This is a genomic window from Haloplanus natans DSM 17983 (genome assembly GCF_000427685.1).
Classification (GTDB): Archaea; Halobacteriota; Halobacteria; order Halobacteriales; family Haloferacaceae; genus Haloplanus; species Haloplanus natans.
Map to the genome: position 1 here is coordinate 1464840 of NZ_KE386573.1, position 25905 is coordinate 1490744.

Consider the following 25905-nt stretch of genomic DNA (forward strand, 5'->3'; position numbering starts at 1 on the left):
ATACCGTCCCAACAGCGGCCGCTGGTTTCAAAGTTGCCGATGGACGGTCGAGACGGCGGGCAACGACCGACGACGGCCAGTGTCAGTCGCCGTCACCGAACGCCGCCGACGCACGAACACCACCCCGTCGTAGACGGCGCCGGGCGACGCCGACAGCGGGACCGCACCGCGCTCCGCGGCCCGCGGCAGGGAGAACTGCACCCGCTCGACGCCGCCGAGCCACGTCCGGAGCGTCGCGTTCTCGCGAGCGGCGCCGAAATCGAGAAACAGGTTCGGGTGGGCGGCGTCCGCGAGGGTGGCTTCGAGCGTCCCTTCGACGGGGCCGTCGACGGCGTACGTCTCGAAGGCCGTTCGCTCGTGGGTCGTCGGCGCCGCGAACGTACCGGTGCCGAACAGCAGTCCGAGCGAGTAGTAGTCCGCCCCGAACCGGTCGGTGAGATGCTGACCCATCCGTGTTGCCCCCGCGTCGCCGTCGTTTCGCATCGCGTGATTCGCGTTGCCGAGGACGACGGCCCGGTCCGAGTCCGTCCAGTCGCGCAGCTACGCGACGGTGTCGGCCATCGCCGCGTCGCGGACGCGCTTGCCACGCGTGTACGCCTCGGCTTGCAGATGTTTCCGGAACCGTGGAGAGTGTTCGAGGGTTCAGACGCGCCAGTGCGCGAGTCGCCACTCCGACTCCGAACTCCGCTCGACGTAGGCGGCCCGTCTCGCCCGCGGTCGGTTCCGGAGCGATTCGACGAGCGACTTCTGGCCAGGGATCAGATACGCCGGATCGGGCCTTTCGTGGCGAGGCTCCGTGAGCGGATCGAGGTCGACACCGGTCCCGGTGTCACGCGTCGTGAGCACGCTCCGAAGCGAGTCGACCAGCACCGTCGACTCGCTTGCCTCCAGTGCCCCGCTGCCGTCGTCGACCCAGGAGATGGCCGGCGTCTCGTCCAGCGACTCGACGGTCGCCGTCTCCTCGTTCGAGGCCTGACCGTCATGTCGAGCGTTCCCGCCGTCATAGTGTTTATTGTAACTGGTTACCGGTGGGTCGCCGGACCGTCTTGGTGACTCACCGGTACTGACTCACAATAAACACTATCAGACGGTCGTTCTCGAACGTCTCCCGATCGCTGAAGACGGCGCTCGTCCCTACCCCACCCGTGCTCGAGATGCTCCCTACGGTCGCCTCGCTTGCTCACGGCTCCGCCGTTCGCCGTCCCGGGATGCTCACTACGGTTGTCCCGCTGTCGCTCGGCGTCGTAATGTCGGCAGAAGCGTCCCGACGGAGTCCAACGCGAGTGAATACGAGCATGGGGCACGTCGGGGCCGACCGAAGGGAGCGTCCCGACGGAGTCCAACGCGAGTGAATACGAGCATGGGGCACGTCGGGGCCGACCGAAGGGAGCGTCCCGACGGAGATTCGAACTCCGGTCCCTGGCTCCGGAAGCCAAGAGGATAGTCCACTACCCTATCGGGACACGCGGTCCGAAGTTGGCCGGAACGACGTATATATGTATTGATCGCGGTTCCCCCGTCCCGGGGTGTCGGCAGTACGCCCGTCAGCGACAGCGTGTAGTGAGGTTTATGCGGGCGTAGGGGCGAGAACGGGACAAGAATGCTTGCATCTGCGAGGCGCGGGCTCGTCGAGGGGCTCCGCGCTGCCGTCGGCGAGGCGGGCTACGATCACGATGTCGACCCAACGGATATCGAACTGGAGGCGTTCGACGACGAGGAGAAAGGGGAGTTCTCCGCCGCGGTGTCTTTCGCCATCGCCGCCGACGCCGGCGAGAACCCGACCCTCGTCGCGGAGTCCATCGCCGAGGCCCACCGCGCATACGGCCTTCCCGACGGCGTGGCCGCCGTCACCGTCGAGAACGGACACGTCAACTACCACCTCGATCCGGAGCGGATGGCGGGCCTGACGCTCGGCGAAATCGACGCCGACGGGGCGTCGTACGGGTCGCGCGACCTGCCGGCGCCGGACCGGATCATCGCGGATGTCTCCTCGCCGAACATCGCCAAACCCCTCCACGTCGGCCACCTCCGCAACACCATCCTCAGCGACGCGCTGATGAACATCCTGGAGGTGCGCGGCCACGACGTGACCCGCGACAACCACCTCGGCGACTGGGGGACCCAGTTCGGCAACCTCCTCCACGAGTACGTCGAGTACGGGGACAGGGAGGCCTTCGAGGCCGACCCCATCGCCCACCTGCTCGATCTCTACCAGCAGTTCGAGCGACGCGACGGTATGCTGGAGGACGTAGCGGAGTTCGGCGCCCTGACCGACGAGTTCGAGGCCGCCATCGCCGAGGAACGCACGTACCACACCGACGACGGCAAGGCGTGGTTCGCACGGTTGGAGGAGGGAGACCCCGAGGCGGTCGACCTGTGGGAGGGGTTCCGCGAGGCGAGCATCGAGCGCTTCGAGGGCATCTACGCCGAACTCGGCGTCGATTTCGACTGCTGGCTCGGCGAGAGCTTCTACGCCCGCGAGGGGTGGAACGACGTGGTGATCGAGACGGCCCTCGAGAACGACGTGGCCATGCGCGGCCCGGACGACTCGGTGTTCATCCCCATCTACGACGACGACTACGACGACGCGGGCGACCCGGACGCGGCCGACGTGGACGGCTCGCTCGACCGCGCCCGCGAGATGCTGGAGGAGGCCGAAAGCGTCGAGGACGCCGACTTCGACGCCTTCTACATCGTCAAGTCGGACGGCTCGACGGTGTACGGCACCCGGGATCTGGCGACCATCGAGTACCGGACCCGGGAGTTCGACGCCGACCAGTCGGTGTACGTCGTCGCCAGCGAGCAGAACCGCTACTTCCAGCAGTTGTTCGTCGCGGCACGGAAGATGGGCTACGCCGACGTCCGTCTCGAACACGTCGACTACGGGATGATCAGTCTGCCCGAGGGGAGCATGTCGACCCGCGGCGGGCAGATCGTCACCGTCCGGGAGGTGCTCGACGCGGCCCGCGACCGCGCCCGCGACATCGTCCGCGAGAAGGGGCGCAACGTCGCCGACGACGAGGTGGACGCCATCGCACGGAAGATCGCGCTCGCGACGGTAAAATACGGGATGGTCGGTGCCAACCGGGGCAAGGACATCACGTTCGACATCGACGAAGCGGTGTCGCTGGAGGGCGACACGGGGCCGTACGTCCAGTACGCGACGACCCGGGCCTACAGCATCCTCGATTCGGCGTCGAGGGTTCCCCCGGTCGACGACATCGACGCCTCGGCGTTCAACGACACGGACTACGACCTGATCTACCATCTCGGGCGCTACCCGATCGTTCTGGACCGCTGCGAGGAGCGATACGACGCGGCGCCGCTCGCCCACTACCTCCTCGAACTCGCGCACGTCTTCAACTCATTCTACCACAAAAACCGGGTGCTCGACTCGGAATCGGCGGCCGCGGAGCGTCTCGTCCTGACCGACGCCACCGCACAGGTGTTCGAGAACGGCCTCGATTTGCTGGGCATCGAGACGCTCGCGGAGATGTAGCGGTGTGGGCCGACGCGACGCGGCCCTCGTCTCGTTGTGTCTGCTCGCCGTGAGCGCCGGCTGTCTCGGCGGCGGCGTGGACACGACGGCGCCGACGCCGACGCCGGGGGCCGAGGTCACCGTCCGCGTGACCGATGTGGTCGACGGTGACACCGTCGACGTGCGTTTCCCCGGCGGCCGCGCGGACACGGTGCGACTCCTTGGAGTCGACACGCCGGAGGTCCGCGCCGAGAACGACCCCGCGGAGTTCGAGGGCGTGCCCGACACCGAGGCGGGGCGGTCCTGTCTGCGCCGGCACGGCGAACGGGCAAGCGCCTTCGCCGTTTCCCGCCTCGCCGACCGCAGGGTGACGCTCCGCTTCGACGCCGCCGCAGGACGACGGGGCGGCTACGACCGACTCCTCGCGTACGTCGTCGTCGACGGCGACTCGTTCAACGCCGCGCTCCTCGAACGCGGGCACGCCCGCCTCTACGACTCGTCGTTCCGCGAACGCGACCGCTACGCGGCGCTCGAACGCGAGGCACGCGAGGCGGGACGCGGCGTCTGGACCTGTGCCCGCTGAAGGGAATGGGGGTGGTGGAGCGTGTGACCTCTGCATGTGATACGTTCTCAATACACATGAGTTTCGTGGCAAAAAGATTACTATCGGGCATTTACAAAGACTTTAGTATAACCGGAGAATATCCGATAGCGAGAATGACACCCACAGGGCTCCGGGCGGACGTAGCGGCGCACGGACGGACGAGGTGGGGGAGGGCGGCGGGACGATGACGGCGACCAAGTCCGGTCTCGCCGGGCAGTTGGCGGTGGTCGCCGGCTTCGAGAACCCGCAGGCCGCCCTCGAACAGTATCCGACGCCGCCGGAACTCGCGGCCCACGTCGTCCACGTCGCCGACCTCAACGGCGACATCGAGGGGCGCACGGTCGTCGATCTGGGTGCGGGGACGGGTATGTTCACGCTCGGCGCCGCCCTCCGTGGGCCGAGGCGGTCGATCGGCGTCGAGATCGACCGCGGCGCGCTGGATACTGCCCGCGAGAACCGGCGACGGGTCGGCACCCGGACGGCGATCCACTGGGTGCAGGCCGACGCGACGTGCGCGCCGCTGTGTCCCGACGGTCCCACGACGGTCGTGATGAACCCGCCGTTCGGCGCTCAGGACGGCAACGAACACGCCGACCGCGCCTTCCTCGTCACCGCCGCCGACATCGCGGATGTCTCCTACTCCGTCCACAACGCCGGGAGTCGGGAGTTCGTCGAGGCCTTCGCCGCCGACAACGGGGGCGAGGTGACCCACGCTTTCGCCGCGGAGTTCGACCTGCACCGGCAGTTCGACCACCACGCCGCCGACCGCAAGGAACTCGACACCGAAGTGTTCCGGATCGTCTGGGCCTAATTGTACGTCTCCGCGCGGGCGACGCGGACCCGCGTCGCGCCGGTGATCGCGTATAGGCCTCGTTCGGAGTTGATGAAGTCCAAACCACCGACCGACGCCGTCCCGTTGACCGCGGGGATGGGGGCCGTATCGGATCGGTTCTGCACCGAGACGTTGATCCGGAACCCCTCGGGCGTGGCCTCGATGGAGACGTTTCGACCGGCAACGACGGGGTCGGCCTGCACGGGGTCGGACGCGTACGCCGTCACGTTTCGCTCGCCGTAGACGAGGTTGACTTTGTAGACGGTGCCGCCGCCGATGGCGCTCCACCCGCGTCGCTCGACCCGGACCGTCTCCCGCCAGCCGACCCCGCCGAGACGCACCGTCGTCGTCCCGGCGAAGTTGAGTCGACCCTTCGAGACGGCGGTCAACCAGATGCCGCGCTCGCGGTTCCGGACGATCACCCCCGAAGTGTTGACCTGCGTCGTTTCGCCGAACGCCTCCACGTCGACGACCGACACCATCCCGTTGGGCACGTTCTCGGCGTACGTCACCTCGTAGCCGCGCACCTCGATCGGGTCGCCGTCGCCGGGCAGGTCGCCGCTCGCCGTCGTGGTCAGGTTGATGGGGACGGCGGGACCGGCGAGCGCCGCCGTACAGAGCAGGAGGACCGTCGCGCCGACCTGCCAGCGGGGGACGGCGCGGACGGCGTCGGGGTCGTCGGGCGTCGGGATCAGCGGCCGATCCGACGCGACAACCGTCGCGGCCACCAGCGTCGCGAGCGACACCACGAGCGCGACCCCGGCGGCACGGTAGAGGACGTACGTCTCGCCGCCGCGGTACCAGTACACGGCCCAGAGTGACTGTGCGATACTGAACAGGACGACCCCGACCACCAGTCGCGCCGCCGAGGGGCGCTCGTCGCCGCGAGCGCGGATCAGCCACGTCCCGAGGAGGACGCCCGCGAGGAGGCCGATGGCGTGGCCTTGGATCGCGATATCGGCCCACCACGGCGAGAAGTACGACGGCCCGGCGCTCGTCGAGACGGTCGGCTGTCGGAGCGCGCCGTAGAGCGTGCGGAGGGCGTTACCGGCGGTGACCGCGACGACCGTTGCGATGGGGTACCGCACCAGTGCGAAGCCGGCGAACGCGAAGACGACACCCGAGAACCCGATGACCGGGCCGAGGGCAAAGATGGCGGTAAAGAGGCCGACGCAGACGACGGCGGCCGGGAAGACGACCAGCGCCCGCACGTACGGGTTCGTCAGCGGCGAGGTGAACGTCTGGACACCACGTCTCCGCGGGTAGTGTCCCCACGCGTACTCGGCGATGGGAGCGAGGACGAGTGTCCCGACGAGATTGCCGATCAGGTGGCCGGCACCGGAGTGTGAAAAGGCCGCCGTCGCCATCCCCAGCGGGTAGAAGTACGACCACGCACGGAAGGGGATCGTGACCGGGGCGTACCAGTTGGCCCATCCGCCCTGGACGAACAGGTAGACGGCGAGGACGCCGGCGACGGAGACGAGCGTCCCCCACGGAACGCCGGCGACGAACCGCGAGCGGAGCCGTCGCCCCCAGCGACCCCGGGGTCGATCGAGGACGACGACCGCTACGAAGGCGACCAGAACCGACGAGAGGATCGCTAGCCGAAAGAGCGTCGCCGCGTCGGGAAGGCCGGGCATACCACCCGTTCACGGGCCACCGGTAATGAATCCGACGGGCCGGACGGTGCGACCGCCCGCAGGTCCGTTCGGGGGAGTCCGTCGAGTCGCCGTTTAGAGCTTGTTTTCGGCGTCCTCGGCGAGTTCGGCCATCCGTTTGCCGACCCGGCCGGCGTCGGAGAACTCGTCTTCGCTCATCGCCGTCGCGAGTGCGTTGCCGAGGACGAACACCGCGTGTTTGTGCTCGCTTTTCGACTTGTGGACGTGCGAGGGGTCGACGCTCAGGGATTCGTAGGGGTCGAAGATGCTGTCGTCGACCGACTCCTGGCTCCGGAAGTAGTTCATGATCGTCACCATCTGTTCGTGCAGTTCGAGGAGTTCTTCCTTGTGCATACGTCCGCCTACGGACGTAGCCCGGTTAAGGATTATTGCGTCGGTCTGGCATGGTGACTGTCGGATGACGTGTTCGAGTGACCTCTATCCGTGTGTCAGTTCCGGTCCTCGCTACCCACCGTCGCCGGCCAACGACCCGTCTCATAGTGGTTTATTGGAAGTCAGTACCGGTGGGTCGCCGGCCCACCGGTACCCAGTTACAATAAACACTATCAAAAGACGTACTCGTCCTCGTGACCCATCATGCCCTCGTCCTCGAACCCCGGCTCCTCCTCTTCTATCGGTCCGCTCGTTTTGTACGCGCGCAGCCCGGTCGAGAGCAGTTCTTGAATCGCCTCCTCCCGATTCACGAACTCACCCTGCTCGATCAACTGGGCAATCTGCATCTCCAGGTGTTCCGGGACGGTTATTTCCACGTTCGGCATTTGAACGCTCGACGGTTTGGAAGGGGCGTATTTAAATTCTGCGGGCCGGTTTCGGAATTCGATAACCAACAGTTCGATCGGACGAGTAAATTCCCCCCGAATACAAACTGGAGTTCGGGAATCGTGTAGCCGACCGACAGCCATACTTCGGTCGAACGTTCACGACAGGTATGGACAGGGATGTCACGGACGTCTACCGGGAGTTCGGCGACGAGCGATTACCGCCGGGACAACACCGCACGGAGTCGTTTCCGGTGCTCTCGAAGGGCAATGTTCCGCGCGTCGAGCGCGAGGCGTGGACGCTCTCGGTCGGCGGTGCGGTCGAGACGCCGGTCACGCTCGACTGGGACGCGTTCACCGACCTCGGCGTCGAGACGCAGCGACAGGATTTCCACTGTGTCACCGGCTGGAGCAAGTTCGACTGCGCGTTCACCGGCGTACCCTTTACCGCCATCGCGGACCACGTCGGCGTCGATTCGGACGCGGTCCACGTCATGTTCTCGGCCGCGGACGACTACACCACGGACCTCCCCCTCGACGCCTGCCGCCATCCCGGGACGCTTCTGGCGTTCGAGTTCGACGGCGACGCCCTCCCGCGGGACCACGGCGGCCCCGTTCGCGTCGTCACGCCCCACAAGTACGCCTACAAGGGCGCGAAGTGGGTGACAGGTATCGAGTTCCTGACCGAACGGGAGCGCGGATTCTGGGAGCGTCGCGGCTACTCCGTCACCGCGAACCCGTGGCGCGAGGAGCGGTACGATAGTTAGGTAAAAGAGTGCGGCGCCCCGAGGAGGGGTAATGGGTGTACCGCGAAGTGACGAGACGGGAACACGTCTCGTCAGTCGGTCGGTCCGGGTGTCGATCCCGACGCTCCGGGCCGTTCTCGACGCCATGCCCGCCCCGCGAACGTTCTGGACCGCCCCCGACGAGGCGACGGCCGTCGCCGGAGGTGCCGCCGCCACGCTCACCGCCAACGGCCGTGATCGGTTCGGGGCGATCAAGGAGGGCATCGACCGGGTGTTGCGCTCCGGTGACGTTCACGCCGGCACCGAGGCCGCCTGTCCCCGCCTGTTCGGCGGCTTCGCCTTCCACGACGAGGGGACCGACGACGCCACCTGGGCGGGCTTTCCCGGCGCGCAGTTCGTCCTCCCGCGGGTGCAGGTCACCGACACCGACCGCGGGACGTGGCTGACCGTTAACGCCGTCGGCCCGGACGCGACTGCCGAGGCGGTCGAGGACCGTCTCGACGCCGAACGGGAGCGCTTCGAGACGCTCGACGATCCCGCCCCCACGCCGGCTCCCGAAATCGTCTCCCGGACGCGCACGACCCCGCGGGAGTCGTGGCGTCGCTCCGTCGAGGCCGCCGTCTCCCGCATCCACGCCGGCGACCTGCGGAAAGTCGTCCTCGCGCAGGCGCTTGCAGTGACGCTCGACCACCCCCTCTCGGTTCCCGACGTACTCGCCCGACTCGGCGAAACCTACCCCGACTGCTATCGCTTCCTCGTCGAACCGACCGCGGGGAGCCCCGACCGCCCGGCCTTCTTCGGCGCGACGCCGGAGCGACTGGTCACCCGCCACGGCCGCACGGTGACGACGGACGCGCTGGCGGGCACCACCGGCCGCGGCGACACGCCCGCCGAGGACGACTGGCTCGCGGAGGAACTGCTCGGCGACGAGAAAAACTGTCACGAACACGAACTCGTCGCGGAGACGATCCGCGAACAGCTCGCCCCCTTTGCGTCGTCGATCTCCGCCGGCCAGCGCCGGGTCCGCCGGCTGGCGACGGTCCAGCATCTCTTCACTCCCATCACCGCCACCCTCGACAGCGACACGCACGTCCTCGATCTGGTCGAGGCGCTCCACCCGACACCCGCCGTCGGTGGCCTCCCGCCGGAGCGTGCGCTCGCGACCATCCGCGAGACGGAGCCGTTCGATCGGGGCTGGTACGCCGCCCCGGTCGGCTGGATCGACGCCGCCGGCAACGGCACCTTCGCCGTCGCCATCCGCTCGGCGCTCGCCCGCGGGGGCGAGACCACCCTCTTTGCCGGCGTCGGCGTCGTCGCCGACTCCGATCCCGACCGCGAGTGGGACGAGGTACAGCTCAAATACCGGCCGATCCTCGACGAACTCGAACGCCGATGAGCGCGCCCAACCGAAACGTCCTCTGGGGGCGGGCGCTGGTCGACGAACTCGCGCGCGGTGGCGTCGGGGCCGTCGTCGTCTCGCCCGGGAGTCGGTCGACGCCGCTGGTCACGGCCGTCGAGGAACACGACGACCTGCACGTCTTCTCGGTCCTCGACGAGCGGTCGGCCGCCTACTTCGCGCTCGGGCGTGCCCGGCGTACCGGCGAGGTGACGCCGCTGATCTGTACCTCCGGTACCGCGGCCGCGAACTACCACCCCGCCGTGATCGAAGCGGACCGCGGCCGCGTTCCCCTGCTTCTCCTCACCGCCGACCGGCCGCCCGAACTCCGCGACAGCGGCGCGAACCAGACCGTCGATCAGGAGAAGCTGTACGGCGACGCCGTCCGATGGTACGCCGACCTTCCCGAACCCGAGGCCGACGAGCGGAAACTCCGCTCGCTCCGGACGACCGTCGGTCGCGCGCTCGCGGACGCGACGGGGACGCCCTCGGGACCGGTTCACCTCAACTGCCCGTTCCGCAAGCCGCTCGAACCGACGCCCGTCCCCGGCGACGTGCCCGCTGATCTCGACTCCCTCGCCGTCGCCGGCCGCGACGGCGGCCGACCGTTCGTGACGACGACGGCGGGTGTCCCACGGCTCGACCGGGCCGACCTCGGGCGGGTGGCCGAGGCGCTCTCCGTCGAGCGTGGGCTCATCGTCGCCGGTCCCGCCGATCCGCCGGGCGTCGACGCGCAGGCTCTGGCCGCCCTCGCCCACGCCACCGGCTTCCCCATCGTCGCGGACCCGCTCTCCGGCCTGCGCTTCGGCGGCCACACCCGCGTGACGACCACCGTCGGCGGCTACGACGGCTACCTCGATCCGCGCGTGACCGACAGCTGGCCCGATCCCGAAGTCGTGCTCCGAATCGGGGGCTCTCCCACCTCCAAACGCCTCCGGAACTACCTCGCACGAGTCGACGCCCGGGGATTCGTCGTCGATCCCGCGGGCGAGTGGCGCGAGGCGTCGTTCCGGGCGACCGACCTGGTCGTCGCCGATCCCTCGCGGCTGGCGGCCCGCCTCGCCGAAGTCGTGAGCGGTGCCGGCGACCCGGACTGGCGCGAGCGCTGGGCGACCGCCGACCGGACCCACCGCGATGTCGTCGCCGACGCGACCGACGACGGCGCGGGCGGCTACTTCGAGGGCGCGATCCTCGCCGACGTGGCCGACCTCGCACCCGAACCCGCGACGCTCGTCGTCTCGAACTCGAACCCCGTCCGCGACGCCGACCGCTACATGGCACCCACCGACGCCGGCTACACCGTCCTCGGCAACCGCGGCGCGTCGGGCATCGACGGCGTCGTCTCGACCGCCCTCGGCGCCGGCAGTGCCACGACCGACCACCTCTCGCTCGTGATCGGTGACCTCGCCTACTACCACGACGGCAACGGTCTCCTGTCCGCGCTCCGATGTGGCGTCGACGCCACCATCGTCCTGATCGACAACGACGGCGGCGGCATCTTCCATCGCCTCCCCATCGAGTCGTTCGACCCGCCCTTCACCGAGGCGTTCCGGACGCCACACGGCCTCGATTTCGAACCCACGGCCGACTTCTACGACCTCGGCTACGCCGCCGTCGAGGACCGCGCGGGCTTTCGCGACGCCTACGCCGAGTCGGTCGCGAGCGACGGAACGGACGTGATCGACGTCCGCACGGACGGCGAGGCGAGTCAGCGCACCCGTGAGCGACTGGTCGAGGAGACGGTCGCAGAACTGGCGGAGTAGTCGCCGGGATTTATTGACTCCCGGCGACCTGCCCGAGACGATGCCCTCCACCTACTGGGAACGGGTCGGCGTCGTCCTCGCCGCCCTCGTTCTCGGCTACGCCGTCGTCGTCGCACAGAACGTCCTCATCGGCGTCCTCCTCGCGGCCGTCGTCTACCTGCTCGCGTGGTTGATGCACCGCCTCTCTCCCGGCCGTCCGCTCGACAACATGAGCCGAGAGCGGACGGTCGTGGCCGGCGTCATCTCCCTCGTCGCCGTCGCCTACTCGGTGCTGATCGCGGCGAACGTCCTCCTCGGCGTCGTCGTCGCGGCGGTGGTGGTGTTCGTCGCGTGGGTTACCAGCCCCCGCGGTCCGGTCGCGCGGTGGCTAGACCAGCGGGCGTGACGCCGCGACGTGAATCTTTTTGCGCGCGCCGCACCCGTCTCCGGGTATGGTTTCCGAGATCTTCGATCCCAGCCGGTGGACGGCCGTCACCGACGACTTCGACGACGTGACCTACCACCGCGCCGACGACGTGCCCGCCGTTCGCATCGCCATCGACCGTCCGGCGGTGCGCAACGCCTTTCGCCCGAAAACCGTCGACGAACTCTACGCGGCGCTGGATCACGCCCGCCAGCAGGCTGACGTGGGAGCGGTCCTCCTGACCGGCAACGGCCCGTCGCCGAAAGACGGCGGGTGGGCCTTCTCGGCCGGCGGCGACCAGGCCATCCGCGGCGAGTCGGGGTACGAGTACCGCGACGACGGAAGCGAGGATGCGGCCGACGGTGACGGCGTGGAGACGGGCGACACCGACACCCCGACCGTCGGCCGCCTCCACATCCTCGAAGTCCAGCGACTCATCCGCTTCATGCCGAAACCCGTCGTCGCCGTCGTCCCCGGGTGGGCCGTCGGCGGCGGCCACTCCCTGCACGTCATCTGTGATCTGACGCTCGCGAGCGAGGAGCACGCGAAGTTCCTCCAGACCGACCCCGACGTGGCCTCCTTCGACGGCGGCTTTGGCTCCGCCTACCTCGCCCGACAGGTCGGACAGAAGAAGGCCCGCGAAATCTTCTTTCTCGGCAAGACCTACGACGCCGCCGAGGCGGTCGACATGGGGATGGCGAACGAGGCGGTGCCCCACGAGGAGTTGGAGACCGTGGCACTGGAGTGGGCCGAGACGATGACGGGCAAGAGTCCGACAGCGATGCGGATGCTCAAATACGCGTTCAACCTCGCCGACGACGGGATGGTGGGCCAGCAGGTGTTTTCCGGCGAGGCGACCCGGCTGGCGTACATGACCGACGAGGCGAGCGAGGGACGGGACGCATTCCTCGACGGGCGGAACCCGGACTTCTCGGACGTGCCGTGGCACTACTGATCGGGGTCATCGTAACTGTCCATAGATTCCCGCCGGACCGCCTCGGCGAGGATCGCTGATGACTTCGGATACTCCCTCTGATGTCGGGCCGGCACGTAGAGACGGGACGCCGAACGGCCACTCGACCGAGGACGGAAGGGGAGGGCGTATATGTCCGGACGACAAACTCGATACACGTGGTAACCGATGAATCCTAATCGTGTCGATTTTCTGGTCGATCTCGCGTACGGCCTCGTTATTCTGTTGTCCGTCGCGCTCATCCTCCTCGTCGGCACCGGCGTCGGCGTCGCGTTCGGCATCGGAACGCTGGTCTCGTACGCGATTCACGTCGTGTGGAAGATGGCGCGGTTCGACCCCGAGTGGATGACCGAGGAAGTGACCGAAAAAGTCGAGGAGACGATCACCGAGGAGGTGACCGAAGAGGTGACCGAGAGCGTCGAGCAGACGGTCGCGGAGGAGGTGACCGAAGAGGTGACCGAGAAGGTCGAACAGACGGTGACCGAGGAGGTCACCGAGAATGTCGAGCGGACCATCACCGACGAGATGAACGACATCATCGAGCAGTTGGAGGAAGTGAACCAGCGCGTCGACCGACGACCCCGCAGCGACGAACTCGACGAGATGCAGCGCGAGCTGACGACGGACAAAGACGGGAACGAGGACGAGGCGAAGCGATGAGGGGAATCACGGCCACCGACCGACAGCGGGCCTGCGATAGCCACACATGATCGGTGGCCTCCTGCTCGTCGGCTTCGGCGTCGCGCTGTTCGTCGGGTTCAACATCGGTGGCTCGAACACCGGCCCGGCGTTCGGCCCGGCCGTCGGCGCTGGCGTCATCTCGAAGCTCTTCGCGGGGGCGCTCATGTCCGTCTTCTTTTTCGTCGGTGCGTGGACTATCGGCCGACGGGTCGTCAACACCCTCGGCCGTGACCTGGTGACCGACCCCGGCGTGTTCACCATCGAGACGAGCATCGTCGTCCTCTTTTTCATCGGCGGCGCGCTCTTCATCGGCAACTACGCGGGCGTCCCGGCGTCCACGTCGATGACGGCCGTCGGCGCCATCGCCGGCCTCGGCGTCGCCGCCGGCGAACTCAACTGGGCGGTCATGGGCGAAATCGCCGTCTGGTGGATCGTCGCTCCCCTCGTCGGATTCTGGGTCTCCGGGGTCGTCGGCCGCTACTTCTACCCGACGATCAACCGCTGGATCGCCATCGAGCAGACCGACGGCTCGCTCCTCTCCCTCGATCGATCGGGAGCGATCCCGCGGCCCACCGCCGGCCCGAACTCCACCCGTCGCGAAATCGTCGGGACGGTGGTGGTCATCAGCATCGGCTGTCTGATGGCCTTCTCCTCCGGCACCTCGAACATCGCCAACGCCATCGCGCCGCTGTACGGCGCCGGCGTCGATCTGAACCTCCTGATCCTGCTCGGCTGTGGCGCCGTCACGGTCGGCGCCTTCACTATTGCCCGACGCACCCTCGACACCCTCGGCAACGACATCACGGATCTCCCGCTCACTGCCGCCATCGTCGTCGCCATCATCTCCTCGGGCATCGTCATCGGCCTCTCCGCCATCGGCATCCCTGCCTCCTTCGTCATCATCGCCACCATGTCCATCGTCGGACTCGGCTGGGGGCGGGCCACCCGCTCGACCACCGTCTCCGAGGGCGTGCGCGGCGAGAAGACGCCGAACGTCTCCGTCGGCGCGCTGACCACCGAGGACCCCGGCGAGGAGGCTCCCGACATCGGCGAGGAGGACCCCGAAGACACGCCCAGCGCCGCCGACCTGTTCAACCCCGAGACGACGGGGCGGGTCGTCCTCATGCAGAACGTCGTCCCTCTTCTCTCGACGGTGGGCGCGTACGCGACCTTTCGGCTCCTGTTCGCGTTCGTGTGGTGACGACGGATCGGGGGGCTTTACGCCCTAGAACCCCGACCCGTAGCTAATGAGCACGGAGGTCAGTCGCTCGAAGGCGTGGCTGATGGCCGCCCGACCGCAGACGCTCCCGGCCACCGTCGCACCCGTCGCCGTCGGCACCGGTCTCGCCGTCGGCCGCGGCGTCGACCATCCGCTCGCCGCGCTTGCGGCCTTCGTCGGCGCCGCTCTCATCCAGATCGGCACCAACTTCGCCAACGACTACTACGACGCCGTGAAAGGCGCCGACACCGAGGACCGGGAGGGGTTCACCCGCGTCACGCAGTCGGGACTCATCGCCCCCGAGTCGGTGAAACGCGCCACCTATCTCACGTTCGCCGCCGCCATCGTCGTCGGCACGACGCTCGTCTACGTCGGCGGCCTCCCCATCCTCGTGATCGGTCTCCTTTCGGTTGCCGCCGGCCTCGCCTACACCGGCGGTCCCTATCCGCTCGGCTACCACGGCCTCGGCGACCTCTTCGTCTTCGTCTTCTTCGGCGTCGTCGCCGTCTCCGGCACCTACTACGTACAGGCGGCGGCCGTCCTCGCCGGGCCGTTCCCACTCGCTATTCCGCCGGGGACGCTCCCGTCGGTCGCTCTCGTTGCCAGTCTTCCCGTCGCCGCCCTCTCGACGAACATCTTGGTCGTGAACAACGTCCGCGACATGGAGACCGACGCCGAGACGGGCAAGCGAACCCTCGCCGTCCGAATCGGCTACCGCTGGAGTCGCGTCCAGTACGTCGCCCTGCTTGCACTCGCCTATCTCGTCCCCGTTGCCCTGTGGTTCGTCGGTCCCGCGTCGCCCGCCGTACTTCTTCCGCTGTTGACGATTCCGCTCGCCGTCGCCGTCTCCCGCACCGTCTGCACCCGGACTTCGGGCGAGGCGCTCAACCCCGCGCTCGAACGCACCGGCAAACTGCTCGCGGCCCACGCGCTCTGTTTCGCCGTGGGCCTCGCGGTCGGCGTCTGATGGATCGACGCGAATTCTCGCTGGCGCTCGCCCGACCGCTCGGCACCGCGAAAGGGACGATCCACCGGCGCGAGGGCGTCCTCGTCCGCGTCGACGCCGACGGCATCCTCGGCGTCGGCGAGGCGACGCCGTTGCCTGGCTGGACCGAATCGCTCGCGGACTGTCGGGCGGCGCTCGACGCGGTGAGTGACCGTGACGCCGCCCTCCGCACCGCCCTCGACGCCGACCCCCGCGACCCCCTCGCCGAAACGCCGTCGGCGGTGACTGCCGCCCTCGACGACGCGCCCGCGGCCCGCCACGCGGTCGAATCGGCGGTGCTCGACGCGCGGGGCCGCCGCGACGACCGTCCGCTCGCGACGCTTCTCGCCGCCGACCCGGCGACGGGCGTCCCCGTCAACGCCACGCTCGGCGACGGCTCCGTCGCGGAGACGGTCGACGCCGCTCGCGCCGCCGTCGACGACGGCTTCGACTGTCTGAAACTGAAAGTCGGTGCCGGCGACCTGGACCGCGACGTGGCGCGTCTGCGGGCGGTCCGGGAGGCGGTCGGTCCCGACGTGACCCTCCGCGCCGACGCCAACGCCGCGTGGGACCGCGAGACGGCCAGCGAGGCCGTCGACGCCGTCGCGTCGCTCGATTGCTCCTATCTCGAACAGCCGCTCGCGGCCGACGACCTCGACGGGCACGCCGCGCTCCGGGGACGAGGGGTGGATATCGCCCTCGACGAGACGCTGGCGACGACGGCCGTCGCGGACGTACTCGCCGCGGACGCCGCCGACGTGCTGATCCTGAAGCCGATGGCGCTCGGCGGGCCGGCGCGGGCCCACGCCGTCGCCCGGCGTGCCCGTGCGGCGGGGGTTGTGCCCGTCGTCACCACTACGATCGACGCCGCGCCGGCGCGGACGGCGGCCGTCCACGTCGCAAGCGCGATTCCCGACGTGCGCCCCTGCGGGCTGGCGACTGGCGACGCTCTGGACGGGGATTTGGCCCCCGATCCGGCGCCCGTCGAGGGCGGGGTCGTGGCCGTTCCCGTCGGTCCGGGCGTCGCGGGCGACGCCTTCGACACCCTGTTTTGATAGTGTTTATTGTAACTGGTTACCGGTGAGTCGCCAAGACGATCCGGCGAGCCACCGGTAATGACTTACAATAAACACTATGAGACCTGCGTGCGAACTCACATCCCACGCAGCGAAAGCACCCCGCTCCCGAACCCAACGAGGACGAGTCCCACGACCGCGAAGAGCCCACCGAACGCCCCGGGAATCGCGAGCGCAATCAGCGGCGTGGTCCGTTTTACGAGGAAGCCGTTGGACGGTTCGCTGGGCGGATAGTACGCCCTCACGGTCGCGTTCTCGGGATAGTCAGCGAGGAACGCCTCGGCCGCAGACTGGTTGTCCACTCGTACGTTCGTCCCGGTCTCAGCGGTCCCCGGCGGCGTGACGTGCCCGCTCTCGTACGTCGTCCCGTCGACGGTGTAGCGGAACGTGACTCGAACTGACCAGTAGGGGTCGGGCGACTCTTCGCGATCCATTCCGCCACCGAGTTCGCGCGTCGCGTTCGTCGAGAGCACCGTCGCATCGACCGGTTTCGCGCTGGTGACGTACTCGTTCGTCTGGAGTTCGTTAGCTATCGGGAGGCCGCCGAAACCGATACCGGCCAGGAAAAAAACGAGGCCGGCGACGCTCACGATCACTCGGAGGACAGTTCTCATCACCGGGAAGGGACACGGGAGCTACTGTAAAACTACTCCCGGCGAGTCGTACTGGAACCCGTAGCACACCTGATTCGGACGACCGTCGGAGCTATACGAATCGCCTCCCTAACGCCCCCATGTCGACTGGACGGATGCTCTACGTGCTCGCGCTGTTTGCCGTCCTCGTGTTCTCGGCCGGCTTCGTCGTCATCTGGGCGCTGTCGTACGGACCGCTCTAATCCTCGTCCCCGTGGGTGACGCCCTCCTGTCGGTCGGCCTGCAGTCGCCGGATCGTCGCCGCGGCGTTGCTCGCGTCGTAGCCGAAGTAGACGCCGTCGGCGTACGCCTCCGCCACTTCCGTCGCGTGTGCGAGGGCGTCGATGTCCACCTCGACGGCGTAGAGTTCGATCCCGAGGCGGGTGTCGAGGCCGGCCAGTCGGCTCTCGAACCCCTTCACGATGGTTTCGAGCCAGTAGGTCGTCCCGTACGCGGTGTCGTAGATGGGGACGACGAACTCCTCGACCATCGGGGCGAGGGCCTCGATGTCGACGCCGCTTCGCGCGCGGAGGTGGCCGGGGTAGGGGTCGGGATACAGGGTGAGAGACAGGTCGCCGGGGACCCGCTCTCGGATCGTCGACACGAAGTCGGTGACGACCGACGCGCGCCAGTCCTCGCGATCCGTGAACTCGCTCTCGGCGAAGCGGCGGTCACACCGCTCACACCGGCAGTAGCCGTCGCGGGGAAAGCCCACGTCGTCGAGGCGGAGGTCGCCCCGTTCGGCGACACAGTCGTCGACGATTTCGAGCAACCCCTCGCGGTAGCGGTCGTGGGTCGGACAGACGGACGACCAGTCGAAGTAGGGGCGCTCCCGCGTCGCCGGGCGGCCCTCGGCGTCGACGGCGGCGAGGCTCGGATCGTCGCCGACGGCGGCGTTGTCGCCGAACAGAGACACCATGTTGACGCCCGTCGAGAGCGGCGCCGCGGCACGGCCGGTCACGTCTTTCACCTCGTAGAACCCCCGGTCGAACGCCGACCACTCCAGTTCCTCGGCGTTGCGGGTGACGACACCGTACATACTCGGCGGGTAGAGTCGGGCGGGGGTAAGTGATTCGGATGGTTAGGGTTCGGGCGGCGGCGGCCCGTCTCGTGACACCTCGTCGGTGCCCGTGAGGCGCCACAGCCCCACCGCGGCGATCGCTCCGATGCCGAGGGCGACAGCGAGGAACGTCCCGCCGGAGCCCACGTTGTCTACCGAGATGACGGAGAACCCGTAGTAGCGGCCACGATAGCGGACGTAGTCGTACGACGCGAGCCGTTCCGTGTCGGTGTCCGCTGGCAGACGAGCGGTTCTATCGTCGCCGTCGAACGCGCCGCCGTCACCGCCGTCGAACGCCCGTTGGAACGCGTCCTGCGTCGCTGGCAGGAGATCCTCGAACGCGACGACGCTCGCGCCCTCGGGGACCGAAGCCCGCGGCTCCTCGTCGAGGGAGACGGTGAGGCCGCCGGGCGACGGGTCGATGGACCCGGATGCGACGAGGAGTCCGAGTCCCACCAGTAAGAGGGCGAGTTGGCCCACGGTGGCTCGGTTCACGGCAGCGAAAGGACCACGGACGCGTATATGGTTTGTGACCGGTGCGTGAGGTAGTGTTCAGATAAGCTGGAGAAATTGGGACCACCTCGAAAGCCCCGCCTCGCTGGAGTCGGGGGCCTTGCTGCGCGCGCTCCCTCCGGTCGCGTGCTTGTGTCGGCCGCCTTCCTCCAGCGAGGCGCCCCTTTCAGTCCCACCCGAGTCGGCTGGCCAATCGGCCGCCGCCGGGCGGGACTGAAAGGGGCCGTCGTCTCGGCATACCCGGACGATGCAAGCACCGCAACGGAGTGAGGAGCGCAGCGGGTCCCGGGAGCCGAGACGACGGGGGCTTTCGAGGTGTTCTCAATCCAAGCCCTCTAATCTGAACAGTATCGGTGCGTGACGCCGACGCTCTCGGCGTGGCGGCGGAAGAATGGAGTCACGGGGCGGGGCGGCCTGCGAGTCGACGACTGTCGCGCCGTCGCGGCTACTCCTCGACGTCGACTTCCACCGGCTCCTTGTCGCCGGACATGAGGACGTAGCCGATTGCGATCAGTGCGAGCACTAGGATGAACTTCGTCTTCCCTGACATACCCTTTCGTTGGACCACCGGTCACAAAGCGGTTTCGCCCGCCCCACGGGTGTCGATGTGTTCGGCCACGTCGCCCTCGCGGATGATGGTGTCGCAGTACGTACACCTGACGCCGTCTTCGAGCACCTCGAACGCCGTTTGGACGGGTTCGTCGGCGTTCGTGATGCAGTTGTGGTTGGGACAGACGAGGATGCCCGTCACCGACGCCGTCCGCTCCACGCGGTTCTTATCGACCACCTCGAAATCCCGGATGATGTTGATGGTCGCCTCCGGGGCGATCAGGGAGAGTACGTCCACCTCGGACTGGCTGAGTTCCCGGCCCTCGACTTTGACCACGTCCTTTCGCCCCAGTTTGTCGCTGGGGACGTTCATGCCGATGCTGACGCTCTCGCCGCCACTGCCGTCGATGCCGAGGATGGCGAGGACGTTGAGCGCCTGACCGCCGGTGACGTGGTCGATTACGGTGCCGTCGCGAATCTTGCTGACGCGGAGTTCCTTGTCGGTCATTGCTCGCCTCCAAGCAGGATATCGAGCAGCGCCATCCGGACGGGCACGCCGTTGTGGGCCTGCTCGAAGTATTTCGCGCGCGTCGTCTCGTCCACCTCGGGCGCGATTTCGTCGACGCGCGGGAGCGGGTGCATCACGGTCAGGTCGTCGGACGCGTCCGCAAGCACCTCGTTGTTGATGCGGTACTCGCCGGCGACTTCGCGGTACTCCCGTTCCTCCGGGAAGCGCTCGCGTTGGATGCGGGTGACATAGAGCACGTCGAGTTCGGGGAGCACCTCCTCGAGGTCGGTGTGTTCGCGCACCTGCGCGCCCGCTTCGTGCAGGTCGTAGCGCACGTTCCGGGGCAGGCGCAGGCTCTCGGGGCTGATGAACTGCTGGCGCACGTCGAAGTTGGTGAGCGCGTGGGCCAGCGAGTGCACCGTCCGTCCGTACTTCAGATCGCCCATGATCCCGACGGTGATGTCGTCTAGCCCCGCGGTCTCGCGGATGGTGTAGAGATCGAGCAGCGTCTGACTCGGGTGTTGCCCGGCGCCGTCACCCGCATTGACCAGCGGCACGCCGACGAACTCCGAGGCGAGTTTCGCCGACCCCTCGCTCGGATGCCGGAGGACGATGGCGTCGGCGTACCCCTCGACGACCCGCATCGTGTCCGCGAGGCTCTCGCCTTTCTTGACCGACGAGGATTCGACCGAGCCCATATCGATCGTTTCGCCGCCGAGGCGTTTCATCGCCGACTCGAAGCTCATCTTCGTCCGCGTGCTCGGCTCGAAAAAGCAGAGCGCGAGGACGCGGCCGTCGTGGCGACCACGGACGAGGTCGGGGTCGGCATCGACCGCCGCCGCGTGGTCGAGCACCGCCTCGATGTCGTCCCGTGAGAGGTGGGCCGCACTGATGAGGTGGTCCTGCAACATTACGTGTGTGAGCCACCCGTGGCGTCTTCAATCCCTCGGGACCGATCAGGGCCAGTTCCCGCCGTCGTCGAACGCGTCCGCCACCCGCTCGATGGCGACGACGTAGGCCGCCGTCCGGAAGTTCGGCACGTCGGACGCCTCGAACGTCCGGACGAGGCGGTCGAACGCCTCCGTGATGATCCGTTCGAGTTCGTCGTTGACGCGCGCTTCGGTCCACGAGAACCGCTGGCGGTTCTGCACCCACTCGAAATAGGAGACGGTGACGCCGCCCGCGTTCGCCAACACGTCGGGGAAGACGTAGACGTCGCGCTCGGTGAGCACGTCGTCGGCGTTCGGCGTCAGCGGGCCGTTGGCCGCCTCGACGATCACGTCGGCCCGCACGTCGCGGGCGATATCGGCCGTGACCGCGTTTTCGAGTGCCGCCGGCACCAGCAGATCCACGTCCGCCGTCAACAGTTCCTCGTTCGTCAGTTCCTCGTCCGCGCCCTCGTAGCCGACGACCGACCCCGCCTCGCGTTTGTGCGCCTTGACCGCCGCCGTATCGAGGCCGTCGCCACAGTAGACGCCGCCCCGCGAGTCGCTGACTGCGACGACCGTCGCGCCGATATCCTCCAGCAACCTCGCGGCGACCGATCCGGCGTTGCCGTATCCCTGCACCGCGACCGTCGCGCCCTCGATGCCGCGGTCGAGGTAGTCGAAGGCCTCGCGCGCGGTGAGCATCACGGATCGGCCGGTCGCCTCGACCCGGCCGGCACTCCCCCCGGAGGACGGCGCCTTCCCCGTGACGACGCCGGGTTCGGTCGTCCGCTCCAGCGTCTCGTAGGTGTCCTTGATCCAGTTCATCTCCCGTTGCCCCGTGTTCACGTCGGGCGCCGGTATGTCGCGGTCCGAGCCGATGATCGGCCGGAGTTCGACCGCGAACGCGCGCGTGATCCGTTCGAGTTCGTCCGCGGAGTAGTCGCGGGGATCGAACGCGATGCCACCCTTCGCGCCGCCGTAGGGGATGTCGACGACGGCGCATTTGTACACCATCCAGCCCGAGAGCGCCTTCACCTCGTCGCGGGTGACGTTCGGGTGATAGCGGATGCCCCCCTTGTACGGCCCCCGGTCGCCGTTGAACTGCGAGCGGTAGGCGCGAAACTGCTCGATCGAGCCGTCGTCCATGTCGACCGAGAGCGTCGTCGACAGCACCCGCTCCGGTCGTTTGAGCCGCTCGATCACGTCGTCGTCGACCTCGGAGTAGGCGGCCGCATCGTCGATCTGTTCCTGAAGACTCTCGAACGGGTTGATGTCCGCCATTCCTGTACTGGTTCCCCCTCCGGGAATACAGACTTTTCGACACCGATCACCCGTCGTCGGGTACCCGATCCAGGATGCGCTCGGCGCGCGCGATCAGCGGCGCGTCGATCATCTCGCCGTCCACCGCGAAGACGCCGCGGCCCTCGCGGTCCGCGTCCTCCCGCGCCGTCAGTACCCGCTCTGCCCACGCCACCTCGTCGGGGTCGGGCGCGAGGGCGTCGTGGACCACCGCTACCTGTCCCGGGTGGACGACCATCTTTCCGTCGTAGCCGAGCGTCGCCGCGAACCGGGTTTCCTCGCGCAACCCCTCGTGGTCGTCGAGATCCGTATACACCGTGTCCACGGCCTCGACGCCTCCCGCTCGCGCCGCCACCACGACGCGTTCGCGGGCGTAGAGCACCTCGGTCCCCTCGCCGGTCCGGGTGGCGCCGAGGTCGGCCGCGAGGTCCTCCGCGCCGAAACAGAGCGCGTCGACGGCGGGCGTCGCCGCCACCTCGCGGGCGTCGAGGACGCCCGTCGCCGTCTCGATCAGGGCGAGGATGGGGATCGACAGGCCGCGGGCGTCGAGGGCCTCGGCCACCCGCGGCACCGTCTCGGCGTCCGCCTTCGGGACCATCACCGCGTCGAGGCGGTCGGCGCCCGCGAGGGCGTCGAGATCCGTCGCGGGGTCGGCGTCGACCCGGACCGCCACCTCGGCCTCGGGATCGAACGACCCGTCGGCGAGGAGGTCGGCGACGGCCGTACGGGCCTCCGCTTTCCGGGGCGGCGCCACGGCGTCCTCGAGGTCAAAGACGACGGTGTCGGCGCCGGTCGATGGCGCCTTCCGGCACATATCGGGGCGGTCGCCGGGCGAGAACAGGACGGTTCGGCGGGTCATGGCGAATCGAGGGCCGCCGGGGAGATGAAAGTTGGTAGCGTCCGAACCCCCCGTTCGATCGGGTGGGCGCCGCTCAAGCGGACAGAGCGAGGCCGACAGCCACGACGTTCACGACCGACGCGAACGTCCACGGAAGCGCGAGGCCGGCGGGAACCAGTCCACGGTAGTCCGCGGGCATGACCGTCCAGCCGACGACGGCGACGGCGACGGCCCCGACTTTCAGGAGTGCAAGCGCGCCGACGACGCCCACGTCGGCGATGAGGCCGGCGGCGACGGGATTGACCTCGGTCAGGCCGAGACGGAGGCCGTAGACGGTGAGGGCGCTGTCGGCGACGAGGCTCGCCAGCGCGGCGACCCAGAGCCACCCGGCGTACGTCGTCGTCAGGGGGGCGATGGCATCGAGTCCGCCACCGTGGACGGCGATCCAGGTCGTCTCCCGTGATCGGGACTCCGCCGTATCGGTCGACATACACTTAGGATGGACGACGACCCCCGTGAGTATACGCCGCATACGCGAGTAAATGACCGATTATCGGGGCGAAATCGCGGACAGAAAGGCCCGGTCAGTCGAGCGCGGCGTCCAACCGGTCGATCAGCCCCTCGTTGCCGAGATACACCGGCGTTCGTTGGTGGAGCCCGTCCGGTTCGATGTCCAGCACCGACCCCGCCCCGTCCGAACTCCGGCCGCCGGCGCACTCGATTACGTAGCCGACGGGGTTACACTCGAACTGGAGGCGGAGTTTCCCCTCGGGCGCCGACCGGAGCGCCGGGTAGGCGAACACGCCGCCGTAGGTGAGCACTTGGTTCACGTCGCCGATCATCGCCCCGCCGTACCGGAGTTTCAGCTCCGACTCTATCTCGTCGACGTAGGCGGCGAAGTCGTCGGGCCAGTCGGGGACGCGCCCGCCGAAGCCGTACACCGTCGGGTCGTCGGGCAGGGTTACGTCCTCGTTCAGCACGGTCGGCTCGCCGTCCTCGATCAGATACTCGGTCACCGAGCCATCGCGGGCGAAGGCCATCGTCGTGATCGGACCGTAGAGGACGTAGCCCGCGGCGACCAACTCGCGGCCGCTCGCCGGGAGTGGAGCGTCGTAGACGCCGACGATGGTGCCCATGACGTTGTTGGGTTCGAGATTCGAGGAGCCGTCGAGCGGGTCGACGGCGACTGCGTAGCCCTCGCCCGTGTCCACGACACCCCCGCGTTCCTCGCTGGCGTAGGCACCGACGCCGTCGACGCCGCCCAGCCGCGTTTCGAGCAGTTCGTCGGCGTACTCGTCGGCCGCCAGACGGCGCTCGCCGGAAGGGTTCTTTGCGTCCGCCTTCTCGCGGCGACCGGGGAGCCCCGTCCGAATCTCGGGGGCCGCGCCCGCGACGGCCGCACGGATCGCGGCGACGGTGTCGGTCATCAGTCGCTCGCTTCGAGACCCGCGGTGGCCGACAGCGCCTCGTCGACCGTGGCGTCGTCGAAGATGACCGCCTCGAGCCCGTCGAGGATCGCCTCGGGGTTCTCGCGCTGGAAGACGTTGCGCCCGACCGCCAGGCCGGAGGCGCCGGCGTCCATCGCCTCGCGCACCGTCGAGAGGAACGCCTCGTCGCTCGTCTTCGACCCGCCGCTCATGACCACTCGCATGTCGCCCGCGCTCCGGACGGCCCAGTCCATCGCGTCCGCCGAGCCGGGGTATTTCACCTTCGCGATGTCGGCGCCGAGTTCGAGACCGAGACGGGTGGCGTAGGCGATGGTGTCCGGGCTCGTGTCGTCTTTCAGCCCCTGTCCGCGCGGGTAGGACCACATCACGACGCCCATATCGTGTTCGCGGGCTTTCTCCTGGGCCTGCCGGAACTCCTCGGCCATCTCGACTTCGTTGTTCGAGCCGCCATAGAGCGTGAAGCCGATGGCGTCGGCGCCGACCTCGGCCGCGTAGTCGACCGACCAGTTGACCGCGGAGTCGGGTTCGCCCATCCAGAGGTTGCTCGTCCCGTTGAGCTTCGCCAGGAGTGTCACGTCGTCCTCGTAGGACGGGTAGTACGCCTCGGCGACGCCTTTCTGGACGGCGACGGCGGTCACCGCGTCGTGGGTCCCCACGTCGAACACCGTCGACGGGTCGGTCGTCTCCGGCACCGGTTCGAAGTCGACCGGCCCGTGTTCGAGGCCGTGATCGTACGCGAGAATCAACGCCTTGCCGTCGCGAGTGATCGCGTCGTCAGCACCGGGAATCATGTGTGTAGACCTACCGGCGAAATCACACATAAAGCGTGTGGTCGGCGGCGGACGGTCGTCACATCGACTCGCCGCAATCAAAAACAGGACGCAGGTGGCGACCGAGGATTGAAACACGTCCACGGCTCGAGCAGAACTACCGACCGTGGTCGTTTCCCTCCTGGTCGCCGTCACCACGAACGGCCGTGCCCTCGAAATCGAGGCGACGTGCGATACACCGGAGCAACAGTCACGTACCTACGGCTAGGCGGCCATCGGCGAGACGATAGTCGAGCGGCCGGCGTGGCTGTCGCGAGCGTGCGACGCGGAGGGTCGACGCTCAGTCCGGACGCCCGGCGAGGTATTCGTTGATCGCCTCGATGATGTCGCCGACGAGCGTGTTCTGGTCGACGAAGTGGTCCCTGTCGATGGCGATTTCGAGCCCCTCGCCCTCGGCGACGGCGAAGTTCATCTCGACGGCGTTCTCGAACACGTCGATCCGACAGTCGAAGTCGCCGTGCATCTGCTTGAAGAGGTTGTTGATATACTCCTTCTCCAGCGTTTCGAGCCTGAGCTCGTCGATTGCGCGCTCGATGTTTCGCTCGTCGTACGTTTGGCGTACGTCGGAACGGAGATAGTGAATCGTGTGGGCGTCGCGCGTGTAGCCGATGATCGAACGGAGGCTGTCGTCCGTCTGTGCACGGATCACCGACTCGATTCGTTCGCCGAACTCGGTCGAATCCATGAGGGCCGATCACTGGTGATC

General features: G+C 68.2%; 28 protein-coding genes, 1 tRNA gene and 2 pseudogenes. 13 read left to right on the forward strand and 18 right to left on the reverse strand.

The genetic code is table 11. The annotated features are described in order from the left end of the window. Positions 1 to 27: 27 nt before the first annotated feature. A complete protein-coding gene (locus HALNA_RS09650) occupies positions 28 to 540 on the reverse strand; it encodes an erythromycin esterase family protein (RefSeq protein ID WP_281172128.1) in 513 nt (170 codons plus the stop codon). Between the two features lie 102 nt (positions 541 to 642). Beyond that, complete coding sequence (locus tag HALNA_RS09655; protein ID WP_049936172.1) at positions 643 to 846, reverse strand: hypothetical protein; 204 nt, start codon at positions 844 to 846, stop codon at positions 643 to 645. On the opposite strand from HALNA_RS09655, the gene HALNA_RS19960 reads away from it, so the two are divergent. Further along, positions 839 to 976, forward strand: coding sequence for a hypothetical protein (locus HALNA_RS19960; protein ID WP_157573500.1), 138 nt, complete (start codon positions 839 to 841; stop codon positions 974 to 976). The two genes, HALNA_RS09655 and HALNA_RS19960, sit on opposite strands and share 8 nt — an antisense overlap. A gap of 78 nt (positions 977 to 1054) precedes the next feature. On the opposite strand, the pseudogene HALNA_RS21655 reads toward HALNA_RS19960, so the two are convergent. Continuing rightward, positions 1055 to 1159: pseudogene (locus HALNA_RS21655) on the reverse strand (SipW-dependent-type signal peptide-containing protein); the annotation flags it as partial. A 231-nt stretch (positions 1160 to 1390) separates the two neighbouring features. After that, positions 1391 to 1463, reverse strand: a tRNA-Arg gene (locus tag HALNA_RS09660). Between the two features lie 137 nt (positions 1464 to 1600). Here HALNA_RS09660 and HALNA_RS09665 point away from each other — a divergent pair. The 3 genes and pseudogenes from HALNA_RS09665 to HALNA_RS09675 all read left to right on the forward strand — a co-directional run bounded on the left by HALNA_RS09665 (position 1601) and on the right by HALNA_RS09675 (position 4893). After that, positions 1601 to 3499, forward strand: a complete 1899-nt coding sequence (locus tag HALNA_RS09665) for an arginine--tRNA ligase (RefSeq protein WP_049936173.1) — start codon at positions 1601 to 1603, stop codon at positions 3497 to 3499. Positions 3500 to 3503: 4 nt separating this feature from the next. Continuing rightward, a pseudogene (locus HALNA_RS09670) lies at positions 3504 to 4083 on the forward strand (thermonuclease family protein); the annotation flags it as partial. Positions 4084 to 4266: 183 nt separating this feature from the next. Continuing rightward, entirely contained in the window at positions 4267 to 4893 is a 627-nt protein-coding gene (locus HALNA_RS09675) for an METTL5 family protein (RefSeq protein WP_049938027.1), read from the forward strand. Here the strand turns inward: HALNA_RS09675 and HALNA_RS09680 are convergent. From HALNA_RS09680 to HALNA_RS09690, 3 genes are all read right to left on the reverse strand, one after another. Then, a complete protein-coding gene (locus HALNA_RS09680; RefSeq protein WP_049936175.1) occupies positions 4890 to 6554 on the reverse strand; it encodes a rhomboid family intramembrane serine protease in 1665 nt (554 codons plus the stop codon). The genes HALNA_RS09675 and HALNA_RS09680 overlap by 4 nt on opposite strands. Before the next feature lie 93 nt (positions 6555 to 6647). Next, entirely contained in the window at positions 6648 to 6926 is a 279-nt protein-coding gene (locus HALNA_RS09685) for a UPF0058 family protein (RefSeq protein ID WP_049936176.1), read from the reverse strand. A 212-nt stretch (positions 6927 to 7138) separates the two neighbouring features. Then, positions 7139 to 7351, reverse strand: coding sequence for a ribbon-helix-helix domain-containing protein (locus tag HALNA_RS09690; protein ID WP_049936177.1), 213 nt, complete (start codon positions 7349 to 7351; stop codon positions 7139 to 7141). A 170-nt stretch (positions 7352 to 7521) separates the two neighbouring features. Between HALNA_RS09690 and HALNA_RS09695 the strand changes: the two genes are divergently transcribed. The 9 genes from HALNA_RS09695 (at position 7522) to HALNA_RS09735 (ending at position 16572) form a co-directional block, all read left to right on the forward strand. Next, a complete protein-coding gene (locus HALNA_RS09695) occupies positions 7522 to 8118 on the forward strand; it encodes a molybdopterin-dependent oxidoreductase (protein WP_049936178.1) in 597 nt (198 codons plus the stop codon). 31 nt (positions 8119 to 8149) lie between these two features. Then, positions 8150 to 9493, forward strand: coding sequence for an isochorismate synthase (locus HALNA_RS09700; RefSeq protein WP_049936179.1), 1344 nt, complete (start codon positions 8150 to 8152; stop codon positions 9491 to 9493). Continuing rightward, positions 9490 to 11256, forward strand: a complete 1767-nt coding sequence (gene menD, locus HALNA_RS09705) for a 2-succinyl-5-enolpyruvyl-6-hydroxy-3-cyclohexene-1-carboxylic-acid synthase (protein ID WP_049936180.1) — start codon at positions 9490 to 9492, stop codon at positions 11254 to 11256. Before HALNA_RS09700 ends, menD begins: the two co-directional genes overlap by 4 nt. A 40-nt stretch (positions 11257 to 11296) precedes the next feature. Next, complete coding sequence (locus HALNA_RS09710) at positions 11297 to 11641, forward strand: hypothetical protein (RefSeq protein WP_049936181.1); 345 nt, start codon at positions 11297 to 11299, stop codon at positions 11639 to 11641. A gap of 46 nt (positions 11642 to 11687) precedes the next feature. After that, positions 11688 to 12614 carry a 1,4-dihydroxy-2-naphthoyl-CoA synthase gene (locus tag HALNA_RS09715; protein ID WP_049936182.1) on the forward strand — a complete coding sequence of 309 codons (927 nt, stop codon included), beginning with the start codon at positions 11688 to 11690 and terminating at the stop codon, positions 12612 to 12614. A gap of 186 nt (positions 12615 to 12800) precedes the next feature. Continuing rightward, positions 12801 to 13292 carry a hypothetical protein gene (locus tag HALNA_RS09720; RefSeq protein ID WP_049936183.1) on the forward strand — a complete coding sequence of 164 codons (492 nt, stop codon included), beginning with the start codon at positions 12801 to 12803 and terminating at the stop codon, positions 13290 to 13292. A gap of 46 nt (positions 13293 to 13338) precedes the next feature. Further along, the gene (locus HALNA_RS09725; RefSeq protein WP_049936184.1) at positions 13339 to 14514 is read left to right on the forward strand and encodes an inorganic phosphate transporter; all 1176 of its coding nucleotides are present in this window, start codon (positions 13339 to 13341) and stop codon (positions 14512 to 14514) included. 46 nt (positions 14515 to 14560) lie between these two features. Continuing rightward, positions 14561 to 15499 (forward strand): 1,4-dihydroxy-2-naphthoate polyprenyltransferase, encoded by a 939-nt coding sequence (locus HALNA_RS09730; protein ID WP_049936185.1) that lies wholly within the window; start codon positions 14561 to 14563, stop codon positions 15497 to 15499. Then, positions 15499 to 16572, forward strand: a complete 1074-nt coding sequence (locus tag HALNA_RS09735) for a mandelate racemase/muconate lactonizing enzyme family protein (RefSeq protein ID WP_049936186.1) — start codon at positions 15499 to 15501, stop codon at positions 16570 to 16572. The genes HALNA_RS09730 and HALNA_RS09735 overlap by 1 nt, the downstream gene beginning before the upstream one ends. A 98-nt stretch (positions 16573 to 16670) precedes the next feature. On the opposite strand, the gene HALNA_RS09740 is transcribed toward HALNA_RS09735, so the two are convergent. The 11 genes from HALNA_RS09740 to HALNA_RS09790 all read right to left on the reverse strand — a co-directional run bounded on the left by HALNA_RS09740 (position 16671) and on the right by HALNA_RS09790 (position 25884). Continuing rightward, positions 16671 to 17207, reverse strand: coding sequence for a DUF3592 domain-containing protein (locus tag HALNA_RS09740; protein WP_049936187.1), 537 nt, complete (start codon positions 17205 to 17207; stop codon positions 16671 to 16673). Between the two features lie 217 nt (positions 17208 to 17424). Continuing rightward, positions 17425 to 18264: a hypothetical protein gene (locus HALNA_RS09745; protein WP_049936188.1), complete on the reverse strand. Its 840-nt coding sequence runs from the start codon at positions 18262 to 18264 to the stop codon at positions 17425 to 17427. Between the two features lie 42 nt (positions 18265 to 18306). After that, complete coding sequence (locus HALNA_RS09750; protein ID WP_049936189.1) at positions 18307 to 18780, reverse strand: hypothetical protein; 474 nt, start codon at positions 18778 to 18780, stop codon at positions 18307 to 18309. A gap of 589 nt (positions 18781 to 19369) precedes the next feature. Then, the gene (gene pyrI, locus HALNA_RS09755) at positions 19370 to 19855 is read right to left on the reverse strand and encodes an aspartate carbamoyltransferase regulatory subunit (RefSeq protein WP_049936190.1); all 486 of its coding nucleotides are present in this window, start codon (positions 19853 to 19855) and stop codon (positions 19370 to 19372) included. Then, positions 19852 to 20766 (reverse strand): aspartate carbamoyltransferase, encoded by a 915-nt coding sequence (pyrB, locus tag HALNA_RS09760; RefSeq protein WP_049936191.1) that lies wholly within the window; start codon positions 20764 to 20766, stop codon positions 19852 to 19854. Before pyrB ends, pyrI begins: the two co-directional genes overlap by 4 nt. 45 nt (positions 20767 to 20811) lie before the next feature. Further along, positions 20812 to 22065 (reverse strand): Glu/Leu/Phe/Val family dehydrogenase, encoded by a 1254-nt coding sequence (locus HALNA_RS09765; protein ID WP_049936192.1) that lies wholly within the window; start codon positions 22063 to 22065, stop codon positions 20812 to 20814. 46 nt (positions 22066 to 22111) lie between these two features. After that, positions 22112 to 22942 (reverse strand): HpcH/HpaI aldolase/citrate lyase family protein, encoded by an 831-nt coding sequence (locus HALNA_RS09770; protein ID WP_049936193.1) that lies wholly within the window; start codon positions 22940 to 22942, stop codon positions 22112 to 22114. A 73-nt stretch (positions 22943 to 23015) separates the two neighbouring features. Continuing rightward, positions 23016 to 23411 carry a DUF5658 family protein gene (locus tag HALNA_RS09775; protein ID WP_049936195.1) on the reverse strand — a complete coding sequence of 132 codons (396 nt, stop codon included), beginning with the start codon at positions 23409 to 23411 and terminating at the stop codon, positions 23016 to 23018. 94 nt (positions 23412 to 23505) lie between these two features. Continuing rightward, positions 23506 to 24348 carry a class 1 fructose-bisphosphatase gene (locus tag HALNA_RS09780; protein WP_049936196.1) on the reverse strand — a complete coding sequence of 281 codons (843 nt, stop codon included), beginning with the start codon at positions 24346 to 24348 and terminating at the stop codon, positions 23506 to 23508. Further along, positions 24348 to 25160 (reverse strand): class I fructose-bisphosphate aldolase, encoded by an 813-nt coding sequence (locus tag HALNA_RS09785; protein ID WP_049936197.1) that lies wholly within the window; start codon positions 25158 to 25160, stop codon positions 24348 to 24350. Before HALNA_RS09785 ends, HALNA_RS09780 begins: the two co-directional genes overlap by 1 nt. Positions 25161 to 25479: 319 nt before the next feature. After that, positions 25480 to 25884: a DUF7522 family protein gene (locus HALNA_RS09790; RefSeq protein WP_049936198.1), complete on the reverse strand. Its 405-nt coding sequence runs from the start codon at positions 25882 to 25884 to the stop codon at positions 25480 to 25482. Positions 25885 to 25905: the final 21 nt, after the last annotated feature.

Coding starts and splice junctions, on each gene's coding strand:
- HALNA_RS09665 (WP_049936173.1), top strand. CDS start 1,601: ATGCTTGCATCTGCGAGGCGCGGGCTCGTCGAGGGGCTCCGCGCTGCC.
- HALNA_RS09675 (WP_049938027.1), top strand. CDS start 4,267: ATGACGGCGACCAAGTCCGGTCTCGCCGGGCAGTTGGCGGTGGTCGCC.
- HALNA_RS09680 (WP_049936175.1), bottom strand. CDS start 6,554: ATGCCCGGCCTTCCCGACGCGGCGACGCTCTTTCGGCTAGCGATCCTC.
- HALNA_RS09685 (WP_049936176.1), bottom strand. CDS start 6,926: ATGCACAAGGAAGAACTCCTCGAACTGCACGAACAGATGGTGACGATC.
- HALNA_RS09690 (WP_049936177.1), bottom strand. CDS start 7,351: ATGCCGAACGTGGAAATAACCGTCCCGGAACACCTGGAGATGCAGATT.
- HALNA_RS09695 (WP_049936178.1), top strand. CDS start 7,522: ATGGACAGGGATGTCACGGACGTCTACCGGGAGTTCGGCGACGAGCGA.
- HALNA_RS09700 (WP_049936179.1), top strand. CDS start 8,150: ATGGGTGTACCGCGAAGTGACGAGACGGGAACACGTCTCGTCAGTCGG.
- menD (WP_049936180.1), top strand. CDS start 9,490: ATGAGCGCGCCCAACCGAAACGTCCTCTGGGGGCGGGCGCTGGTCGAC.
- HALNA_RS09710 (WP_049936181.1), top strand. CDS start 11,297: ATGCCCTCCACCTACTGGGAACGGGTCGGCGTCGTCCTCGCCGCCCTC.
- HALNA_RS09715 (WP_049936182.1), top strand. CDS start 11,688: ATGGTTTCCGAGATCTTCGATCCCAGCCGGTGGACGGCCGTCACCGAC.
- HALNA_RS09720 (WP_049936183.1), top strand. CDS start 12,801: ATGAATCCTAATCGTGTCGATTTTCTGGTCGATCTCGCGTACGGCCTC.
- HALNA_RS09725 (WP_049936184.1), top strand. CDS start 13,339: ATGATCGGTGGCCTCCTGCTCGTCGGCTTCGGCGTCGCGCTGTTCGTC.
- HALNA_RS09730 (WP_049936185.1), top strand. CDS start 14,561: ATGAGCACGGAGGTCAGTCGCTCGAAGGCGTGGCTGATGGCCGCCCGA.
- HALNA_RS09735 (WP_049936186.1), top strand. CDS start 15,499: ATGGATCGACGCGAATTCTCGCTGGCGCTCGCCCGACCGCTCGGCACC.
- HALNA_RS09740 (WP_049936187.1), bottom strand. CDS start 17,207: ATGAGAACTGTCCTCCGAGTGATCGTGAGCGTCGCCGGCCTCGTTTTT.
- HALNA_RS09745 (WP_049936188.1), bottom strand. CDS start 18,264: ATGTACGGTGTCGTCACCCGCAACGCCGAGGAACTGGAGTGGTCGGCG.
- pyrI (WP_049936190.1), bottom strand. CDS start 19,855: ATGACCGACAAGGAACTCCGCGTCAGCAAGATTCGCGACGGCACCGTA.
- pyrB (WP_049936191.1), bottom strand. CDS start 20,766: ATGTTGCAGGACCACCTCATCAGTGCGGCCCACCTCTCACGGGACGAC.
- HALNA_RS09765 (WP_049936192.1), bottom strand. CDS start 22,065: ATGGCGGACATCAACCCGTTCGAGAGTCTTCAGGAACAGATCGACGAT.
- HALNA_RS09770 (WP_049936193.1), bottom strand. CDS start 22,942: ATGACCCGCCGAACCGTCCTGTTCTCGCCCGGCGACCGCCCCGATATG.
- HALNA_RS09775 (WP_049936195.1), bottom strand. CDS start 23,411: ATGTCGACCGATACGGCGGAGTCCCGATCACGGGAGACGACCTGGATC.
- HALNA_RS09780 (WP_049936196.1), bottom strand. CDS start 24,348: ATGACCGACACCGTCGCCGCGATCCGTGCGGCCGTCGCGGGCGCGGCC.
- HALNA_RS09785 (WP_049936197.1), bottom strand. CDS start 25,160: ATGATTCCCGGTGCTGACGACGCGATCACTCGCGACGGCAAGGCGTTG.
- HALNA_RS09790 (WP_049936198.1), bottom strand. CDS start 25,884: ATGGATTCGACCGAGTTCGGCGAACGAATCGAGTCGGTGATCCGTGCA.